Consider the following 20,064-nt stretch of genomic DNA (forward strand, 5'->3'; position numbering starts at 1 on the left):
TCTACTGCCTTTGAAGAGAATATCTACATTTCTGTTTCTCATCCCTCTTTTTTTAATTGCTTCTCAAAACGCTTTCTCCCAAGTTGTTCCAAGCAAAACGGATACCATTACTCCAAAAAATAATTTTGGTTTACGCGAAAAGGAACGTTTAGGCCTTAGCCCGGCCGTTAATCCATTTTCTCCTGCGCCCAGTAATTTAAAGCGTGTGGTAGAATACGATGCCAAGAATAAACGTTATGTGGTAAAGGAATTAATTGGTGAAAAATTTGTTTTAAATACACAATATTTAACGATCGACGAATACCAGCGATTGGTTAACAGTGAGATAAAACGCAGTAACTGGCGGAGTATTTCAAATGCAGAGGTAAGTGATTACAGAAGTACAGGTATCATTCCCCAGATTCAGGTAAACAGCAAAGCTTTCGAAAAATTATTCGGTGGAACAACCATCGATATACAGCCTCGCGGAGAAGCCGAGCTCACCTTTTTAGGCCGGGTAAATAAAAATGAAAACCCGCTTTTTAACGAACGACAAAGGGTACAGACCAATTTCGATTTTAACCAGAGGATACAAATGGATCTGGTGGGTAACATCGGAACCAAATTAAAAATCAAAAGCAATTACAATACCGAGGCCCAATTTGATTTCGAAAACCAGATCAAACTCGATTATACCGGCGGACCAGATGATATTATCCAAAAAATTGAAGCGGGTAACGTAAGCTTGCCTTTAAATACCTCTTTAATTACCGGAACACAGGCCCTTTTCGGGATTAAAACACAACTGAAATTCGGGCGCTTAAACGTAACAAGTGTTTACACCCAGCAAAAATCCGAATCTAGGGAAATTAAGATTACCAACGGGGCGCAGCAAAATACGACTACCGTAAATATCGATAGCTACGAGGCGAATAAACACTATTTCCTGTCACAATATTTCAGGAACAACTACAACAAAAATCTGGCTAACGCACCCATTATCACTTCGCCAATACAGATTACTAAAATTGAGGTTTGGATTACCAATAAGGCCGGTAATACTACTGATTCGCGAGATGTATTGGGTTTGATGGATTTGGGCGAAAATGCGCCTTTTAATACTTCTTTGCTTACGGGTGGTACTTCAGGTTTGCCAGCGGGAACGACCGCAACGGGTTTTTCGCAACAATCGAATAATTTAATTGCGCAATTAAATGCTTATCAGGGTGGCGCGATAAGGCAAACCAATTCTAATGCCGTACTCTCTTTCTTCCAGACAACGCCTGCCAATAGCAGCAATACCGATAACTTTGCCAAACTCATTTACGCCCGAAAATTAAACGAACGGGAGTTTACTTTTCAGCCGCAACTGGGTTATTTATCACTAAACAACCCTTTAAATTCCGATGAGGTTTTAGCTGTTGCTTACCGCTATACTTATAATGGGGTAGAATACCAGGTGGGTGAATTTTCTACCGATGTTTCTTTTGATGCGGCCAATCCGAAAGTGCTTTATGCTAAATTGCTAAAGAATGAAACGACCAAAATCAAACTTCCTACCTGGGATTTGATGATGAAAAATATCTACTCAATTGGGGGATATCAGATCAGCAGTCAAAATTTCAAACTCGATATTTACCGCATTGATAATGAAACCGGTGTGGATAATCCGGTAATGACCGAAGGACAAAATACGGCGAATAAACAGTGGATTGCCTTAACCGAATTCGATCGCTTAAACCAGCAAAATGAACGTAAACCCGATGGGATTTTCGATTTTGTGGCCGCAAATAATGCCTTTGGTTCGTACTCTACCGCGAGCAATGCCAATCAGGCCAGCATGTTTGGGGTAGGCAGCAACGGGCAAACCTCGTTGGTAACCAATACCAATTCGGGTTATATCACCATCGACCCGGCAAACGGCAGGATTATCTTTCCGGTAATTGAACCTTTTGGTAAAGATTTAGCTGCCAGATTTTTGCCTAGTGAACAGGCATTGATTAATAAATATACTTTTACAGCGCTTTACGATTCGACCCAAACTATCGCCAAACAGTTATTTCAAAACCAGAACCGATATATCATTAAGGTAAATTACCAATCAGATATTTCTTCTGAATTTAGTTTGAACGCCATAAATGTTCCCGAAGGATCAGTAAAGGTTTTTGCAGGAACCATGCCATTAACTGAAGGCATAGATTTTACGGTTGATTATCAAGGTGGCCGGGTGAGCATTATCAACCAGGCACTGTTGGTATCTGGCCAGCCGATTCGGATAACTACAGAAAACAATGAACTTTTTGGTCTGCAGCAGCGCTCGCTTTTTGGAACCCGTTTAGATTACCGGGTTAACAACAAGCTAAACCTGGGTGGTACCATCATGAACTTAACCGAGAAACCTTTAACACAAAAGGTAAACATCGGCGAGGAACCCATTTCGAATACCATTTGGGGAGCAGATATTAACTACAGTTCGCCATCAAGGTTTTTAACCAAATTGGTTGATAAACTCCCTTTCCTTTCTACGAAGGCACCTTCGAGTGTGACGTTTTATGGAGAGTTTGCACAATTGATTCCCGGACATCCGAGAGCATTAAATTTTGCAGGCAGTAAAAATGGGGTAAGTTATTTAGATGATTTCGAGGCATCCAGATCAGTAATCGATTTAAAAAGTGCCATTGCATGGCAGTTATCGGGCACTCCCCAGCTTTTCGCCGAGCATGATAAATCTAACGATTTAACCTATGGCTACAACCGGGCAAGGATCGCATTTTATAACATCGATCCTACTTTTTATAACTCAGCAGCATCTACTACTCCAGCCAATATCAGGAACAACCGGGCTGAACTTTCTAATCACTACGTAAGAGAGGTGATTGAACAGGAAGTTTTCCCGTTTAAAGAAACAGCAACCGGACAAGCCTTAAATATTACCACTTTCGATGTGGCTTATTATCCAACCGTTAGGGGACCGTATAACTTCCGCCCGACTGATTTCAGGCCAGACGGAACATTATTGCAACCTAAAAATAACTGGGGAGGTTTCCAGCGAAAAATCGAAACCAACGATTTTGAAGCCTTAAATGTGGGCTTTATTGAGTTTTGGGTAATGGACCCCTTTATTTATAAACCGAATTCCGCAGGTGGTGATATGTATTTCAATCTGGGTAATATTTCGGAAGATATTCTGAAAGATGGTAGAAAATCGTTAGAAAATGGTTTGCCAGCAACAAACGATCCAAGTAAATACGAGGAAACTGCATGGGGACGTGTTCCCAAATTGCAACCTGTAGTACAGGCTTTTGATAACAATGCCAATTCGCGTCGTGCACAGGACGTCGGTTTGGATGGACTAGCGGATGCAGACGAAAAGGTAAAATTTGCTGCGGCAATTACACAAATTAAATCGCAGTTAAATGCCACCGCTTCTGCCGCACTCGATGCCGATCCTTCATCAGATAATTATGCCTATTTCAGAGGTCCGGCCTTAGATCAGATTAATGCAGGTATTCTTAAACGTTACGAAAAATATAACGGAACGGAAGGAAACTCTAAAACTTCGCAGCAGTCGCAGGAAGAATTAGGACTTGAAAACTCTGCCTCTACTTCTTTACCCGACGGGGAAGACATCAACCGCGATAATAACATGACGCAAAGTGATGAGTATTTTCAGTATAAAGTTTCGATGCGTCCGGGTGATTTAAATGTGGGTCAGAATTTTATTACCGATAAAGTAACATCACAGGTAAAACTGGCCAATGGAAATACACAGGCCGTTTCATGGTATCAGTTCAGAATCCCAATTGGTCAGTATCAGGACAGAGTAGGCGGTATCCAGGATTTTAAATCCATCCGTTTCTTCAGGATGTTTATGACCAATTTCGCTGATACTGCCGTGATGCGTTTTGCAAAGTTGCAGCTGATCCGTGGAGAGTGGAGAGAATACAATGCTGCGAATGAAGCTGCACAGGTAATCGTCGATCCATCATTGCCAGCACTTACCCCTGATAATTCTACCATTGAAGTCTCGACAGTAAACATCGAAGAAAATGGAAAACGTTCACCGATTCCGTACGTTACCCCTCCGGGTATTCTTCGCGAGCGTGACTATAGCAATTATCGTGGCGATACGCGTTTAAATGAGCAATCGTTATCGGTTATTGTAAAATCGTTAAGAGATGGTTATGGCAGGGCGGCATTTAAAACAGCCTACAGCGATTTCAGATCTTATAAACATTTAGAAATGTTTATCCACGCCGAGGCCGTTAACAATCAAATTTTAAATGATAATGATGTTTCTGCATTCTTAAGAATCGGAACTGATAACCAGGATAATTATTACGAATATGTAATCCCGTTAAAGGTGACCAATCCGGGTACAAGCGATCCTGATGCCATTTGGCCGGAAGCCAACAGAATGGATATTGATTTAACGCTTTTCCAGAATGCTAAGCTGGCCCGTAATGTAGCTAAACAAGCTAACGGACAGCCCTGGCCAACAAATGTTCCATTTACCTATACTGATGGAGCGCGGACTATTGTCGTTAAAGGGCAGCCTGATATGAGCAAGGTTAGGGTGTATATGGTGGGGATTAAAAACCCGCTCCGTGCTGCTAACGATGAGCAGAATGATGACGGACTGGATAAAAATGCACTGGTTTGGTTTAACGAGTTGAGGTTAACCGAATTTGATGAAAAAGGCGGCTGGGCAGCTACAGGAAGATTGAATTTAAAACTGGCCGATTTTGCAGATGTAAATATTTCCGGAAGTAAATCGACCATTGGTTTTGGTTCTATCGATTCGAAAGTGAGCGAGCGTAACCGGGCCGATAATGTATTGCTTGATGTTTCTTCTGCCATGGAATTAGGTAAGTTCCTGCCGCAAAAGTCGGGTGTGAAAATCCCAATGTTTGTGAGTTATTCTAAACAGGTTTCTACTCCACAGTATAATCCTAGAACGCCAGATATCGAGCTTAAAAATGCTTTAGCGCAATCGACAAAAGAACAAAAAGATTCGATTTTAAACTTTGCACAGGATTATACCGTTAGAAGAGGTATCAACTTTACCAACGTTAGAAAAGAACGGACCAATAACAGCAAACCTGTCCGCCTTTGGGATATTGAGAATTTTGCAGCAAGTTATGCTTATACCCAATACAATCATCGCGATTTTATTAACCAGAGTAGCATTCAGAATACCTACAGGGCATCGTTACAATACAGTTATTCTAAAGAAGCCAAAACGATAGCGCCGTTCGAAAAAATTATAAAGTCGAATATGCTGGCTTTATTGAAGGATTTTAACTTCAGTATTTTCCCGAGTGCCATTAACTTCAGGATTGATGTAGACCGTTTGTATTCAGAAAATACCTTACGGAATAACGATCCGAATAATACCATTGGGGTTTACCAGAGCGGTTATGGTACCACCTTTAACAAAAACTTTACCATGAGCCGGATTTATGGTATCGCATGGAACCTTACCCGTTCGTTACAGTTAGATTTTAATGCCACAAATTATTCGATCATCGATGAACCGGATGGAAGATTAGACGGTTTAAAACGCGATACCGTCTGGCAGAATTTAAAACGTTTAGGACGCACCACCGATTATAACCACAATTTAAACGTTACTTATAACCTGCCAATTGATAAAATACCAGGGCTAAACTGGATTACCGTAAAAACCCGTTATGGTACCAACTTTAACTGGCAAACCGAGCCGCTTTCTACCTTGCGCGATCCGAATATTAATTTGGGTAATACCGTACAGAACAGCAGAACGGTACAGATCAATCCAACTTTAAACCTAACTACTTTATACAATAAGTTTGGTTTTATCAGAAGTGCAGGCAACGATCAGGAGGGGAGTGGCGCTAAGAAATTTTTTATTAACCTGTTAACGAGTGTAAAAAATGTTAATGCCAGCTTTGTGCAAACCAAAGGTATTTTCTTGCCAGGTTATCTGCCAACCACAAAGTATTTTGGTATCGATAATGCAACAGGAGCACCGGGTTTAGGTTTTGCTTTCGGAAGTCAGCGCGATATTCGCGATATGGCCTTAAACAATGGATGGCTAACCACCGATACCTTGCAGAATCAGCTGTATGTAAACACGCTCAGAGAAGATTTTCAACTTACCGGACAGGTAGAGCCGTTTAAAGATTTACGGATTACACTAAAGGCCAATAAAGCGCAGACAAGAAACTTTTCGACCAATTTCAGGTATGTAGCCAGTGTATCATCGTTCGAAAATTTAAGTGCCATTACTACCGGCGATTATAGCGTATCATACATTGCTTTAGGTACAGCATTTAAAGAAAATAACTCGACGGTAGTCTCGGGCTTGTTTAATCAGTTTATGGCCAATAGGATGATTATATCCAGAAGATTGGGTGCTCAAAATCCAAATTCTGGCGGCGTAAACGGTGGTTTTGCCGATGGTTACAGCAAAGAAAGCCAGGATGTAATTATTTCTGCTTTTATGGCTGCCTATTCGGGTAAAGATGCCGGCAAGACAAAAATGAATGCCTTTCCTAAAATCCCACTGCCAAACTGGAGTTTAACTTATAGCGGCTTAACCCGTATTCCTTTTATCGCTGATAAGTTTTCATCTGTCGATATCAGACATGGATATCGCTCTTCCTACAATATTAATGGCTTCAACTCCTTATTGCGCTATCAGGAAACCAATGGTGCGGTTAGCAGCAGAGATGTAAATAATAACTTTTTACCTGAATACCAGTTTGCTCAGGTAACCATTTCAGAATATTTTTCTCCTTTGGTTGGTGTGGATACCAGGTTTAAAAATAACCTGACGGCTTCTTTCGAATTAAACCGTTCACGTTTATTGGGATTGAGTTTATCTAACAGTCAGCTGGCGCAGTTATCAGAAAACAATATGGTGTTGGGATTGGGCTACCGTACCAATAAATTCCGCTTCCCGTTTGGATGGTTTAAAAGCCTGAAAATGGATAACAACATGGATTTCAAACTGGATGTAGCTATCCGCGATAATAAAACCGTTATTTACCGCGCAGATGTGACCGAAGCCGAAGTTTCTTCAGGAGCAAAGAACATTACCTTAAGGCCAAGTGTAGATTATGTGTTGAATCAGAAGTTTAACATCAAATTGTTTTACGATTCGAATATTACAAAGCCTTATACTTCGCAAACTTTTAATACTTCGTTCAGTAATTTCGGGTTTAGTTTAAGGTTTACGCTGAATTAATAAATTGCTTAAGCAGTTAACGGCTTGTTTTTTTGTGCGGAGAATATTCTGCTAAATACATATGCAGTTAAGAACATGGGGGCGTAACTGAACAGCAAATAATCAAAACTTTTAAAATGCATGGCCCCGCTGATCAGCAAATAGAACAGAAAGATAACAATCGAATGTGCTATCGGCCGGTCATTTATAAATCTTTTATATCCTGATTTTTCGATCAGGTAATGATTTATCGTCATCACTGCCGCAATTATAGCGACAAAAATAAATAGATGAGTAAAGGTAAGGTTGAAATTAAAACTATAATTAAGCGGTTTGATGAGCATGATCAATCCAATATAGGTGAATCCGATGGCCATGGTTGCCGGAACGGAAACAAGTAGTGTGGCAAGGCATACTTTTAAAGTGTAAATTTGTGCAGGTTTCATGTTGAGGGTTAATTTGTTAGGTGAAGATAAAGATTTTTACTGAATCTGTTTAATCTGAACAATTGCCAATTCGGAAGTTCATTACGAAATGCAACATTAAACCTTTTTACGATAAGTTAATTGACCAGGCATTGCGATATGTTAAACTAAATTGTATTTTTGGCGGGTAAACGTCAGGAAACGTTTAATGCATACAAGCTTAATAAAACAAGAAAATTAATATAACTTACAAACCATGAATTTTCCATCAGAATTAAAATACACTAAAGACCACGAGTGGGTTAAAGTTGAAGGTAACGAAGCTATTATCGGTGTTACTGATTTCGCTCAGCGCGAATTAGGTGATATTGTTTATGTTGATATCAATACGGTAGGTAGTGAAGTAGCAAAAGAAGAAGTTTTTGGTACGGTAGAAGCGGTTAAAACGGTGTCTGATTTATATATGCCAGTTACAGGTACAGTATTAGAAGTTAATGCTGAATTAAACGATAATCCTGAATTGGTAAATTCTGATCCTTACGGAAAAGGTTGGATGGTAAAAGTATCTTTAGCTGATTTAGCCGAAGTAGAAGATTTATTATCAGCAGAAGCTTACCAGGAATTGGTTGGCGCCTAATTATTATATGTTGTACAAAGCACTGAAACAACAAAAATGGGCCATATTCTGGACTATTGTCGTTTTGGTGCTTTGTAATATTAAAATGCCCGATTCTGAGGGGCAAGGCTTTTTTTTCGAAGGCTTTGATAAAATGACCCATATGGGTTTTTTCTTTGTTTTATCGGTGCTGCTCTTCTACGGTAAAATCAGATATCAGCATAATTTCGCTTTCAGAACCTTAACCATTTTTAAAATATTGCTCATCAATGCGATCATTGGTGGCGGAATTGAATTGTTACAATGGAAAGTTTTTACCTACCGCTCAGCAGAATGGTGGGATTTTGGCTGCGATATGTTAGGTGCATCAATGGCCGTTTTTAGTTATGTATTGCTTCATAAATTAAATTTTAATGAAAACAAAAGTTAGCATCATCTGTGTAATTGTGGCCATAAGTTTAAGCGGATGCAGTATTTTTAAAAAAAACTGCAACTGCCCAAAAGTATATTACAAAAGTTATCCTTCACCACAAAAATAATCCCCTTTCTGACCGACCTTCCCTTTAGATCAGATCTCCTTCCTGAAAAGCTGTATTTAAAATGTTACCAAGCTTTTAACACACCTTAACAAACCTTTCGGCATTTGCGTAGTCTGATAGCTTAGTTTTGTATTATAATATCTAATTTTTTTTGATGAAAAGAAACGTTCAGCGGGCAATATTCATGGTGCTCCTATTTTGTGGATATATTGCCCAGGCTCAAAATACTGGCTCAATAAGCGGTAAAGTAATTAACGCGAAAGATAAAAAGCCTGTTGACTTTGCTACAATAGCAATTAAAAGCTTGAAAGATTCGAGCACTGTTGCCTCAGGACAAAGTAATCCTGATGGAACTTTTAGTTTTAAGGGTATTGCCCCAGGTAAATATAGAATCTACTCGGCCTTTTTAGGTTTGAAAACAGTAACTAAGGATGTTGAAGTGGCTAAAGTAGCCGTAAATGCCGGCGAAATTGCCATGGTTGACGATGGCGTTGATTTAAAAGATGTTAACGTTACGGCAAGCATTCCGGTAGTGGTAAAAACAGATACCATAGAATTTGATGGAAAATCAATCAAGGTTAGAGAAAACGCGGTTGTAGAAGACATGTTGAAAAAACTTCCTGGAGTTGAAGTAGCAAAAGACGGAAGTATTAAAGCGCAGGGTGAAACCGTTACAAAAGTTAAAGTAGATGGTAAGGAGTTTTTCGGAACAGATCCTTTATTGGCTACCAAAAACCTACCTGCCGATATGGTAGATAAGATTCAGGTAATTGATGAGATGTCTGAGCAATCTCAATTTTCTGGTGTTGATGATGGTACAAGAAATAAAATCTTAAACATCACAACTAAAGCCGGAATGAAAAAGGGTTATTTTGGAAATAGTACAGTTGGATACGGTACACAAGATCGTTATGATGCCAGCTTAAATGTGAACAAGTTCGATAATGACCAGCAATTCAGTTTTATTGGTCAGTTTAACAACGTCAATAAACAAAACTTCGGACAAGGTAATGGTGCAGGAAATGGTTTTGGTGGCGGTGGCCGGGGTAATTTTGGTGGCGGAGGAAGTGGCGCGGGTAGCGGCGGTATTACCACCACTAATGCAGCGGGTTTAAACTTTGCCGATACCTATAAAGATGGTACCCAAATTCAGGGAAGTTACTTTTTTAATAAATCGGCTGTAGCGAATCAGCAAACCAGTTTTACCCAAAACTTATTGGGCGATAAAATTACCACCGTTTTAAACAATGCGGATAATAATACGGACCGGATTAACCATCGTTTTAATTTCATGATCGATACCAAACTGGATTCTTCTACAACGATTAAAATCCAGCCAAATGTATCGTACACTGAAAGTGATGCGACAAACCTGAGTGATTATACCCGAAATCTGATCCAGTCTACAACTGTCGGAAATCAGCGCTATATCAGCAACAGTACTACTCCTAATATTAGTAACAACCTTTTGGTTCGTAAAAAATTCAAAAGACGCGGTAGAACGTTATCACTTAATGTGAATACGAGTATCAATAATAATGATGCTGATAACTATAATTATATATCTGAAACGAATACCATTAACAGTACCCCAACGGCCAGTCTGATCGATCAGTTGAACAAGGTGAACACCAACTCTATTAACAATACCTCCAGATTGGTATATACCGAGCCGTTATCTAAAACAACAAGTTTAGAATTTAACTACCAGAATGGATATAGCCACGACAATCAGGGCCGCCAGGTATTGGATTTCAATTCAGCCAGTGGGCAATATGATCTGGTTAATTTGGATTATACCAATATTTATGAGAACCAAACTTTAACAAATGCTGCCGGGGTAAGTTTTACAACCAATGAAAAGAAATACAACTGGAACATTGGTTTAGCCGCACAACAGACTAACCGTGAAAACACCAACTTAACAACGGGTTTGGTAAGGACACAGAATTTTATCAATTTAACGCCATCGGCCAATTTCAGGTATAATTTCAGTAACTCCAGAAGATTGAATATCCGTTATAGAGGGACAACCCAACAGCCAACAATCAACCAGATACAGCCAATACTTGATAATACCAACACACAAAGTGTTTTTGTGGGTAATCCTGAATTAAAGCCACAGTTTAATAACAATTTAAGCATTAACTATAACAATTTCGATTTCGCCAAAAGCAGGATGTTTTTTGCTTTTTTAAATCTTAGTCAAACTTTTAATGCTATCGGTAATAGCAGTCAACTTGTAACCGATCAAAATGATGTAGACTACGGGAAAATCAGAACGACTTATGTGAATGTTGACGGGGTTTATTCGGGTAATGCAAGTATCAACATGGGCTTGCCAATTTTGCCAGAGCGTAAATTAAACCTGAATGCATCGTTAAATGCCAATTACAACAGGAATGTGAATTTTACAACAGGGAATAACAGTGCCGGACTGCTTAAAAACATCACTAATTCCTGGTCGGTTACCAACAGGTATAATTTCGTAACCAATTTTGATAAGTTTGATCTTACTGGTGGTATTTCAGGAACCTACAATAGGGCAACTTATTCTGCTCAGCCAAATTCAACCACAAATTATTATACTTTAAACCCTAGTTTCGACATTAGTTATTTGTTTCCTGGAAATATCCGCTTGGCAGTAGATTTAGATTATATCAAAAATACAGGTAGAGGTGAAGGATATAATACCGAGTATACTTTGGTAAATTCTTATATCAGTCGTCAGTTCTTTAAAAACAGAGGTACATTTAAAATTGCGGTTAACGATGCTTTTAATCAAAATCAAGGCATTAGCAGAACTGCAACAAATAATACGATTACAGATTTAAACTATAACGTGTTAAAACGTTATTACATGTTCTCATTCACTTATTCTTTAACCCGCATTGGCGGAAGAAATATGAGCGGAGATATGCAGATGCCTGCCCAGGGAGGTGATGGCGGCCGCCGTATGAGAATGTAATCTGTCATTCTTTAATATCGTCATTTCGACCGTAGTGGAGAAATCTAAAATGATACTTCAAGATTTCTCCCGCGAAAGTTCGGGATTACACGCCTGTCGAAATGACGATTTTACTTTAGAAAGGTCTCGGTTTTAACCGGGACTTTTCTGTTTTAAAGCCAGCTGTCTGGAGATTAAATGTATGGTTGACATTTATGTATTTCAAATGTTACCTAATCAAAATAAACCTTTGTAAAAGCCTGTAGTCTCTAAGCTATAAACCAAACTAACCGAATGAAACAGATTTTTACGCTCCTTTTTATTTTATCATCTTTTTTTGCTTACGCCCAGAAAACGGGTTCAGTTAGCGGACGTGTTATTCAGTCAAAAGATAAAAAACCAATTGATTACGCATCCATTGCGGTTAAGAACCTGACTGATTCGAGTATGGTTGGTGCAGTAAGTACAACCGAAGACGGGAAATTCGTGCTCTCGGGCTTGAAACCTGGTAGCTATAGGTTATATGCTGCGTTTTTAGGTTTAAAGAATACTACAAAAGATTTTACCATTACCGCAGATAAAATTAATGTTGCCTTGGCTGACATTATTTTAGAAGGCGGAGCAATTGATCTTCTAACGGTTGATATCAAAGCTGAAGTTCCGCCGATTGTAGTAAAGAAGGATACTATTGAATTTAATGCAAGTTCTTTCAAAGTAATCGAAAATGCGGTGGTAGAAGACCTGTTGAAAAAACTTCCGGGCGTGGAGGTTGATAAAGCAGGCACGGTAAAAGCCCAGGGTGAAACCATTACCAAAGTTAAGGTAGATGGCAAAACATTCTTCGGGAATGATCCTTTACTGGCTACTAAAAATCTTCCTGCAGATATGATCGATAAAATCCAGATCATTGATGAACTATCAGACCAGGCACAGTTTACCGGAATTGATGATGGATCAAGAACCAAGATTATTAACATCACCACCAGAAAGGATAAGAAAAATGGTTACTTCGGCAACACTACAGGAGGTTATGGTTCTAACGACCGTTACGATGTTAACGCGAATATCAATCATTTCAACCAGGATAAGCGCCTAAGTGTTATTGCCCAGTTTAACAATGTGAACAAACAAAACTTTGGCGGCGGTTTAGGCGGCGGAAACGGAGGGGGGAATGGCGGTCGCGGAGGAATTACCGATACCAAAGCTGGCGGATTTAATTTCTCGGACGAATATGCCGATCAGACTCAAATAGAAATGAGTTATTTCGTTAATAAATCTGACAACCTGATCCTCAGAAATAGTGTAACCCAAAATTTATTGGGTGATGAAACCACTATTTTTAATAACAATCAAACCAATAGTTCGGGTCGGTTAAACCACCGCTTAAACTTTATGGTCGATACCAAGCTTGATTCCTTAACCTCACTACGCATACAGCCAAATTTAAGTTATACCGATAACGAGAGCTTAAACAGCAGCACTTATACACGTGATTATAACCGGTATATGATTAGTGGAACACAGTCCCTACGAAATCATAGTACCGCACCATCCATTAGCAATAACATTTTATTGCGTAAAAAATTTATACGCAGAGGAAGAACCCTATCCTTAAACTTCAATACCAACATTAATAATAACGACGCCGATAATTACAATACCAATCCCGAAACGAGAAAAGAAAACGGAACCACCACTCAAAAAATAACCGATCAGTTTAACGATCAGGAGAGTGAGTCCATCAATCAGAATACAAGATTGGTATATACCGAACCTTTGGATAAAACCTTAAGCTTGGAATTTAATTATCAGAATGGTTATAACCACAATACATCCGATCGTTTCACCTATAATTTTAATCCACTTACTTTACAATACGATTTGCTGGATGAAACCTTTAGTAATGCTTACGAGAATACCATTTTAACTAACTCCGCAGGTTTTAGCTTTAATAAAATGGATAAAAAATACAACTGGAATGTAGGTATGGCAGTTCAAAATACAGACCGGACAAATAATAACATCAGCAAAGGATATGTATTGAAGCAAAATGTTTTTAATTATACCCCTTCGGCCATGTTCAGGTATAATTTCAGCAACAGCAAACGCCTGGTATTTAACTATAGAGGCAGTACCAACCAGCCAACCATTCAACAATTACAGCCAATTAGAAACAATACCAATACGCAAAGTATCCCGGTTGGTAACCCCGATCTGAAACCCGAATTCAATAATACCCTTCGCGTAGCCTATAATACATTTACCGTAGGAAAAAACAGGTCGTTGTTCGTGAATTTAAACCTTACCCAAACCTCAAACCGGATTGCAAACAGCAGTAGTTTAATTCAAAGTGGCGAGGATCAGGGAAAACTGGCCATTACACCGGTTAACGTAAATGGTGTTTACTCCGGGTCTATTTCCTCTTCATTAAGTTTGCCGATTATGGCAGAAAATAAACTGAACTTCCACATCAATGTTAGTGGTAGTTACGATCGGGATGTAAACTTTACCAACTCCTTAAAAAATATTACCAACAGCTGGTCTGTTACCAACGGTTACCGTTTGGTTTCTAATTTAGATAAACTCGATTTAACGGCAGGTGTTAATGGTTCGATTAACCGTGCAACTTACTCCGTTCAGCCTAATTCCAATACACGCTACTACACTTTCAGCCCAAATGTAAGTGTAAGCTATTTGTTTCCGGGAAATATCCGCTGGGCTATAGATGCCGATTATAATCAGAATACCGGAAGGGGAGAGGGTTTCGATACGCATTTTACCCTGGTTAACTCTTATATCAGCAAACAGTTTTTCAAAAACAGGGGAACCTTTAAAGCTGCGGTTAACGATTTACTGAACGAAAATCAAGGGGTAAGCCGCACCGCCAATAATAACACCATTCAGGATGTGAGTTACAATGTATTGCAACGTTATTTCATGTTTTCATTTACCTATTCATTAAACCGTATGGGCGGTAAAAACCGCATCAGAGGTGGCGAAGAAGGTGGCAGGGGTCGTGGCGGTAACGGAGGTGGTGGCTTTGGTGGCGGCAGACAGCGGAACTAGATCATTTTAGGGTAAACCTATGTAATTTATATGCTTCATGCCACTTTCTTATTTGGAATAAATCTAAAGAAAGGTTAACTTGCGCCAAATTTAGCACATGAAGCTGTCGCACCTAAAAGTCGGAGAAAAAGGAACAATTGTAGCTTTTACAGATTTAGATATGTCTGTAAAGTTAATGGAGATGGGGTGTTTGCCGGGCGAAGTGGTAGAAGTAGAGCGTTTTGCTCCACTGGGCGACCCAATGGCTATTCGTGTTGCTGGTTATCAGCTTTGTTTGCGTAAAAGCGAAGCCGATGTTATCATTATTCAATAAAAAAGCTGGGTTTGGATATTAAAGTTGCGTTAGTTGGTAATCCCAATACAGGTAAATCTACTTTATTTAATCGTTTAACAGGATTAAATCAAAAAATCGGAAATTTTCCAGGCATCACTGTTGATAAGAAAACAGGTTTTACAAAACTTGCAGGTGGTAAAGAGGCCGAAATAATCGATTTACCAGGAACGTATAGCTTATATCCGAAAAGCGCCGATGAAAGCATCGTTTTTCAGGTACTTGCCGATAAAAAAAACAATAGTCATCCTGATGTTATTGTGCTCATTGCCGATGCTTCGAATTTAAAGCGTAATATGCTTTTGTATTCGCAAGTGGCAGATTTAGGTATCCCAATGATTTTGGCCCTGAATATGATCGATCTTTCGGTTAAGCAGGGAATAGAGATTGATCTGGATAAACTTGCAGAGAAGCTGGGTATCCAGGTGGTTTCCATTTCGGCCAGGAACAACATTGGAATTGATAAATTAAAAGAAGCGATTGCCAATACCAATAAAATTGCCACACAGTTTCAGGATGTAGATGTGAATTTTTTGGCTCCGGAAGCGATTAACGCCATAAAATCTAAACTTAATTCCGACAATGATTATTATGCGCTGCAGGTTTTGCACCAGCATGAACATTTAACTTTCTTCACCGAAAAGGAACAGGAAGAAATTGAAAATATAGAGCAGTCGCACCATTTCGAATCTTCTAAAGTTCAGGCTGCCGAAACAATTGCCCGATACAAACATTTAGGCACTATTTTATCTGATGTGGTTGTGGATAAGGGTACTGAAAAGAAGTTTTCTTTCAGTGATAAATTAGATGCCATCCTAACCCATAAAGTATGGGGCTTTGCCATTTTCCTGCTTATCCTGTTTGTGATTTTCAATGCCATATTTGCCTGGTCGTCCTATCCGATGGACTGGATTGAGACAGGTTTTGGTTTTATTACCAGTATTGGTCACGAATATTTGCCTGCAGGTATGCTTACCGATCTGTTATTGGATGGTGTTGTGGCAGGACTCGGCGGTATATTTGTATTTATTCCACAAATTGCAATCCTTTTTGCCTTCATATCCATTTTGGAAGATACGGGTTACATGGCCCGCGTTACCTTTATGATGGATAAAATTATGAGTAAGGTTGGCCTTAACGGAAAATCGGTGGTACCGATGATCGGTGGTTTGGCCTGTGCCGTTCCATCTATTATGGCTGCAAGAAATATCGAAAACTGGAAAGACAGAATGATTACCATCATGGTTACCCCACTGGTTAGTTGTTCGGCAAGACTTCCGGTTTATATTTTAATTATTTCATTGATTATTCCTTCTCAGACCGTTTTAGGTGTTTTTAACCTGCAGGGACTGGCGCTGATGGTGATGTACCTTGTTGGTATTATTGCTGCGGTATTGGTGGCATGGGTAATGAAATTCATCATCAAAACCAAAGAACGCTCTTATTTCATTATGGAATTGCCGGTGTATCGCATGCCAAGATGGAAAAATGTGTTCTACACGATGTATGAAAAATCGAAAACCTTTGTTTTCGAAGCTGGTAAAGTCATCATCGCCATTTCCATCATCCTTTGGGTAATGGCCTCTTTCGGACCAGGAAACCGTTTTGAAAGCATTGATAAAAAATACGAATCTGCCTTGGCTGATACCACAAAAAATACCGATCACATCAAAACCCTGGTGGCTACCGAGAAGTTGGAAAACTCTTATGTAGGCATTCTTGGTCATTGGATCGAGCCTGCCATTCGTCCACTCGGTTACGATTGGAAGATCGGTATAGGTTTAATTACCTCTTTTGCCGCCCGCGAAGCCTTTGTAGGTACCATGGCTACCATTTACAGTGTTGATGGCGGTGACGAGGATACAAGCACCATTAGAGAGCGCATGTCGGCCTCGGTTAATAGTCGTACCGGTTTACCCGTTTATACTTTTGCTACTGGTATTTCATTAATGCTTTTTTATGCTTTTGCCATGCAGTGTATGAGCACGGTTGCGATTGTTTACCGCGAAACTAAAGGCTGGAAATGGCCTGTCATCCAATTGGCCTATATGACGGCTATGGCTTACGTTGCTGCTCTTATTGCTTATCAGCTGCTGAAATAAAATAGATCCATCATTTCGAGCGGAGTGCAACGCAGCCGGGAAATCTGGCTCCAGACTTAATATTCCGATTAAGCTAAAATAATAGTTTTTACAACAACGTATTATAGCGTTTTGTCGCGCTGAGGGTTAATTTATTGTATAAAAATCAATACAATTAACAGATATATTTTAAGTAGATGATACTATAGATATATCGTCATTCCCAACTCGATTGGGAATCGTAATGCAATACGCTTCAAGATTTCCGCATGCGCGAGAAAGACGACCGCTTTATTGGAGTCTTTCATTGATAGTGTAGTCGAAGGTTAGGAGAGCAATGCCTGTACAATTATCCAGGTTTATTCCCGCTTTCCGTTTTATCCCGATTGAAAATATCGGTATGCCCACTCCAATCGGGTCTAGTTGGCTCGTGAGGTGGTCCTATTTCTGGCTGGATACTTACCTGCACCGGCCCTTGTATCTAAACCCGGTAGTAGCGGTTCCGATTCTTCATCGGAATTAGCGGATAACGGGACTGCTTATCCCGAAGCAATACCAAACGATCGTTTTCTAATTAATTTCTAAAAATTAACTAAAAAGCTTTTTACCATATAAGGTATAAAAGGTCATTTAAGCCCATTGTTCTTCAAGACATCTTTTTGCTTTAACCTTTCCGCTTTGGTCTTTCCTGCTTTACCCCAGCTCAATCTGACGCTTAATACTCTCTTCTAACGAGATTAAAGTCTCTGTTCGTTGGATACCGTTCACGGCCTGTATTTCTTCGTTTAAAACGTGGCGTAAGTGATTGGTGTCCCTGCAAATAATTTTGGCAAACATACTGTAGGCGCCGGTAGTATAATGCAATTCTACTACTTCCTTAATTTTGCTCAGCTGCGCAACGGCATCTTTGTACTGAATCCCTTTCTCCAGGTAAATACCCAAAAAGGCACAAATATCATATCCGGCTTTCTGCGGATCGATGATGAGATGAGAGCCTTTTATAATGCCCATTTCCTGCAGTTTCTTCATCCTAACGTGTATCGTTCCGCCCGAAACAATCAGATCTTTAGCGATTTCTGTGTAGGGTTTAGTGGCATCCTGCATCAATTGCTTTAATATATCGATGTCGAGGTTGTCAATTTCTAAATTGGAATTGTCTTTTTTAAGCATATTTTTGAATTATGATAAGCGAATTTACAAATATTTATCAATATTATAAAAATAAAATTAAATGTTTAAAATATTTGCAAGGTATTGGATGTTCCTTTACATTTGTATCAAGCAATTAACAAAAAGGAAACGTTCTTTCAAAATTGCATAACATAATGTAGGGTGGTGAAACAGGCAGACACACCTCCTTGTCTCGGTGGCGGAGAATAATGGGAATATACCGGTTTCGGTACTAACCACTCCTTGAAGGTTCGATTCCTTCCCCTACAGCCAGTTCAGTTGGCAATTTACAGTTGGCGGTTTAAAAGCTGAAAATTGGAAATTGAAGACTGTTAACTTTTGAAATGTAGGGTGGTGAAACAGGCAGACACTCCTCCTTGTCTCGGTGGTGGGGAATAATGGGACAAACGCAGTTTATTGGGTTGACCACAAATTAATTTTTTGAACTGTAGCTAACTACCCCTTGAAGGTTCGACTCCTTCCCCAACAGCATTTTTTATGAATAATAAGTTAGTTAATCGAGCAATCCTGGATAGGTTGCTCTTTTTCTTTTTCAGACTAGTTTTTTTCATATCCATCATATATTTATAGATATATTGTTATATTACCTGATCAAATTATTCGTTCAATGCCCGTGATGAAGAAACGTGTTTCAATTAAAGATATCGCTAAACAATTAAATATTTCCATTACAACCGTATCGTTTGTGATTAATGGGAAAGCAAGAGAAAAAAACATTAGCGAATCGCTTACCAAAAAGGTTTTAGACCTGGTGGCCGAATTAAACTATCAGCCCAATACCCTTGCTACAAGTTTAAGAACGGGTAAAACAAAAATTATAGGTTTCCTGGTTGATGATATTTCTGAACCATTTTTCTCTGGTATAGCACGCCGTATTGATGAAATTGCGTCGAGTCTTGGTTATAAAATCCTTTTTAGCAGTACCAGAAACGATACCGATAAGGCAATAGAATTGCTGCAGATTTTTAAAGACAGGCACGTTGATGGTTACATTATGGCCTTGCCTGAGGGACTGGAAGAGGAAGTTAAAAAATTAATTCAAACAGAGGCACCTGTGGTACTATTTGATCGTTATGTACAGGATGTTAAAACGGATTATGTGATTATCGATAACCAGAACAGTACCTACGAAGCAACTGAGCACCTCATTAAAAATAATTATAAAAAAATAGGTTTTGTAACCATCGATACCGTTCAGCAACAGATGGTAGATCGTCTGGCAGGTTACGAAAGCGCTGTCGAAAAATATAACTTGCCTGCAATCGTAAAGAAGATAAACTATGTAAACTCTGCCGACTCAATTGAAGAGATGATCAGGTTTTTTAAAGAAGAGCAGCAGCTTGATGCGGTAGTTTTTGCGGCGAACTATATTTGTTTAGATGGTTTAAGAACTTTTAGAAAATTAGGTATTCAGATCCACAAAGACATAGCTGTGGTTTCTTTTGATGATTTCGAAATCCTGGAGTTTTGTGAACCTCCGGTTACTGCCATTGCACAGCCTCTTGAGGCCATTGCAGAAAATGTGATGAAGATTCTATTGAACAAACTTAAAAGAGCAGGAAAGCCTATCGAAAACATGCAGGTATCGTTGCCTACTATCTTAAACGTCAGAGGATCAAGCGCGAAAAAATAAGAGCAATAAAAAAGGGAATAGATTTAAGTCCATTCCCTCTTAGCTT

10 protein-coding genes and 1 tRNA gene are annotated in these 20,064 nt (G+C 39.3%); 9 read left to right on the forward strand and 2 right to left on the reverse strand.

Annotated elements, in window-relative coordinates:
* Window positions 1-10: 10 nt before the first annotated feature.
* Complete coding sequence (gene sov, locus AC07YT_RS11030; RefSeq protein WP_086548087.1) at window positions 11-7,210, forward strand: T9SS outer membrane translocon Sov/SprA; 7,200 nt, start codon at window positions 11-13, stop codon at window positions 7,208-7,210.
* A gap of 8 nt (window positions 7,211-7,218) precedes the next feature.
* Here the strand turns inward: sov and AC07YT_RS11035 are convergent, their stop codons facing one another.
* The gene (locus AC07YT_RS11035) at window positions 7,219-7,635 is read right to left on the reverse strand and encodes a hypothetical protein (protein WP_086548086.1); all 417 of its coding nucleotides are present in this window, start codon (window positions 7,633-7,635) and stop codon (window positions 7,219-7,221) included.
* A 235-nt stretch (window positions 7,636-7,870) separates the two neighbouring features.
* Between AC07YT_RS11035 and gcvH the strand changes: the two genes are divergently transcribed.
* The 6 genes from gcvH to feoB all read left to right on the forward strand — a co-directional run bounded on the left by gcvH (window position 7,871) and on the right by feoB (window position 17,215).
* Entirely contained in the window at window positions 7,871-8,251 is a 381-nt protein-coding gene (gene gcvH / locus AC07YT_RS11040) for a glycine cleavage system protein GcvH (protein ID WP_086548085.1), read from the forward strand.
* 7 nt (window positions 8,252-8,258) lie between these two features.
* On the forward strand, window positions 8,259-8,660 hold the full coding sequence (locus tag AC07YT_RS11045) for a VanZ family protein (protein WP_478359549.1): 402 nt from the start codon (window positions 8,259-8,261) through the stop codon (window positions 8,658-8,660).
* Between the two features lie 263 nt (window positions 8,661-8,923).
* Complete coding sequence (locus AC07YT_RS11050; RefSeq protein WP_086548084.1) at window positions 8,924-11,737, forward strand: outer membrane beta-barrel family protein; 2,814 nt, start codon at window positions 8,924-8,926, stop codon at window positions 11,735-11,737.
* 273 nt (window positions 11,738-12,010) lie between these two features.
* On the forward strand, window positions 12,011-14,782 hold the full coding sequence (locus AC07YT_RS11055; protein ID WP_086548083.1) for an outer membrane beta-barrel family protein: 2,772 nt from the start codon (window positions 12,011-12,013) through the stop codon (window positions 14,780-14,782).
* 97 nt (window positions 14,783-14,879) lie between these two features.
* Entirely contained in the window at window positions 14,880-15,095 is a 216-nt protein-coding gene (locus AC07YT_RS11060; protein WP_055913318.1) for a FeoA family protein, read from the forward strand.
* Between the two features lie 5 nt (window positions 15,096-15,100).
* The gene (gene feoB, locus AC07YT_RS11065) at window positions 15,101-17,215 is read left to right on the forward strand and encodes a ferrous iron transport protein B (RefSeq protein WP_494945326.1); all 2,115 of its coding nucleotides are present in this window, start codon (window positions 15,101-15,103) and stop codon (window positions 17,213-17,215) included.
* 672 nt (window positions 17,216-17,887) lie between these two features.
* Here the strand turns inward: feoB and AC07YT_RS11070 are convergent.
* Entirely contained in the window at window positions 17,888-18,364 is a 477-nt protein-coding gene (locus tag AC07YT_RS11070; RefSeq protein ID WP_025145395.1) for an Lrp/AsnC ligand binding domain-containing protein, read from the reverse strand.
* Between the two features lie 156 nt (window positions 18,365-18,520).
* On the opposite strand from AC07YT_RS11070, the gene AC07YT_RS11075 reads away from it, so the two are divergent.
* Window positions 18,521-18,637 (forward strand) — tRNA-Asp (locus tag AC07YT_RS11075).
* A gap of 364 nt (window positions 18,638-19,001) precedes the next feature.
* Window positions 19,002-20,018 carry a LacI family DNA-binding transcriptional regulator gene (locus tag AC07YT_RS11080; RefSeq protein WP_086548081.1) on the forward strand — a complete coding sequence of 339 codons (1,017 nt, stop codon included), beginning with the start codon at window positions 19,002-19,004 and terminating at the stop codon, window positions 20,016-20,018.
* Window positions 20,019-20,064 lie beyond the last annotated feature (46 nt).

The sequence above is a fragment of the Pedobacter sp. GW460-11-11-14-TSB4 genome (genome assembly GCF_059423705.1).

What these genes read in the sequence shown, in the direction of transcription:
- AC07YT_RS11035 (WP_086548086.1), bottom strand. Translation starts at nt 7,635, where the DNA reads ATGAAACCTGCACAAATTTACACTTTAAAAGTATGCCTTGCCACACTA.
- gcvH (WP_086548085.1), top strand. Translation starts at nt 7,871, where the DNA reads ATGAATTTTCCATCAGAATTAAAATACACTAAAGACCACGAGTGGGTT.
- AC07YT_RS11045 (WP_478359549.1), top strand. Translation starts at nt 8,259, where the DNA reads ATGTTGTACAAAGCACTGAAACAACAAAAATGGGCCATATTCTGGACT.
- AC07YT_RS11050 (WP_086548084.1), top strand. Translation starts at nt 8,924, where the DNA reads ATGAAAAGAAACGTTCAGCGGGCAATATTCATGGTGCTCCTATTTTGT.
- AC07YT_RS11055 (WP_086548083.1), top strand. Translation starts at nt 12,011, where the DNA reads ATGAAACAGATTTTTACGCTCCTTTTTATTTTATCATCTTTTTTTGCT.
- AC07YT_RS11060 (WP_055913318.1), top strand. Translation starts at nt 14,880, where the DNA reads ATGAAGCTGTCGCACCTAAAAGTCGGAGAAAAAGGAACAATTGTAGCT.
- AC07YT_RS11070 (WP_025145395.1), bottom strand. Translation starts at nt 18,364, where the DNA reads ATGCTTAAAAAAGACAATTCCAATTTAGAAATTGACAACCTCGACATC.
- AC07YT_RS11080 (WP_086548081.1), top strand. Translation starts at nt 19,002, where the DNA reads ATGAAGAAACGTGTTTCAATTAAAGATATCGCTAAACAATTAAATATT.